This window comes from Acinetobacter sp. 766875, assembly GCF_000582055.1.
GTDB lineage: Bacteria > Pseudomonadota > Gammaproteobacteria > Pseudomonadales > Moraxellaceae > Acinetobacter > Acinetobacter nosocomialis.
The window spans coordinates 1-1,657 of sequence record NZ_JEXX01000054.1 but is presented as its reverse complement, the minus strand read 5'-3'; the positions used below and the strand labels follow the sequence as shown (position 1 = coordinate 1,657).

Below are 1,657 nucleotides of genomic sequence, written 5' to 3'. Positions count from 1 at the left end.
TGCATTAAGCGGTACAGTAAATGATCCAACTGCGAAAGTGGTGGTGACTGTAGATGGTGTGAACTACCCGGCAACCAATAATGGTGATGGCACCTGGACCCTTGCAGACAATACACTTCCAGTGTTGACTGACGGTCCGCATACCGTGACTGTGACAGCCACCGACCCAGCAGGTAATGTAGGTACAACTAATGCTGTGGTGACTGTAGATGCCACTGCGCCAAATGCACCAGTAATTGATCCAATCAATGCGACTAATCCTGTAACAGGTACAGCAGAAGCTGGTTCAACAGTTAAGGTCACTTTCCCGGATGGTACGACAGCGACTGTAGTTGCAGGCCCGGATGGTAAGTGGACAGTACCAAACCCAGGTGATCTTAAAGATGGAGACAAAGTTACAGTTGTTGCAACTGACCCAGCGGGCAACCCATCAGCACCATCAACTGGCACAGTAGATGCGGTTGCACCAGCAGTAACTGTAACAACCACATTAACCAATGACAGCACACCTGCATTAAGCGGTACAGTGAATGATCCGACAGCGAAAGTTGTGGTGACTGTAGATGGAGTGAACTACCCAGCAACCAATAATGGTGATGGTACCTGGACCCTTGCAGACAATACACTTCCAGTGTTGACAGACGGTCCGCATACCGTGACTGTGACAGCGACTGACCCGGCAGGTAATGTGGGTACAACTGATGCTATGGTGACTGTTGATACCACTGCGCCAAATGCACCGGTACTTGATCCAATCAATGCAACTAATCCTGTAACAGGTACAGCAGAAGCTGGCTCAACAGTTAAGGTCACTTTCCCAGATGGTACAACAGCGACTGTAGTTGCAGGCCCGGATGGTAAGTGGACAGTACCAAACCCAGGTGATCTTAAAGATGGAGACAAAGTTACAGTTGTTGCAACTGACCCAGCGGGCAACCCGTCAGCACCATCAACTGGTACAGTAGATGCGGTTGCACCGGCAGTAACTGTAACAACGACATTAACCAATGACAGCACACCTGCATTAACCGGTACAGTGAACGATCCGACAGCGAAAGTTGTGGTGACTGTAGATGGAGTGAACTACCCGGCAACCAATAATGGCAATGGCACCTGGACCCTTGCAGACAATACACTTCCAGTGTTGACAGACGGTCCGCATACCGTGACTGTGACAGCAACCGACCCGGCAGGTAATGTGGGTACAACTGATGCTATGGTAACTGTCGATACGACAGCACCAGGTGCACCGGTACTTGATCCAATCAATGCAACTAATCCTGTAACAGGTACAGCAGAACCTGGTTCAACAGTTACCGTGAGCTTCCCGGATGGCACAACAGCGACTGTAGTTGCAGGCCCGGATGGTAAGTGGACAGTACCAAACCCAGGTGATCTTAAAGATGGACAAACAGTAACAGCGACAGCGACTGACCCAGCGGGTAACCCGTCATTACCTGGCACAGGTGTAGTAGATGCAGTTGCCCCAACAGTTGCAGTAACAACGACATTAACCAATGACAGTACACCTGCATTAACCGGTACAGTGAACGATCCGACAGCGAAAGTTGTGGTGACTGTAGATGGTGTGGATTATCCAGCGGTGAACAATGGTGATGGCACCTGGACCCTTGCAGACAATACACTTCCAGTGTTG

The 1,657-nt window shown here is 50.0% G+C and carries 1 protein-coding gene; it reads left to right on the top strand.

Annotated elements, in window-relative coordinates:
• Positions 1-1,657: Ig-like domain-containing protein (locus J576_RS19275; RefSeq protein WP_050679910.1), on the top strand; the 1,657-nt coding region annotated here is incomplete at both ends.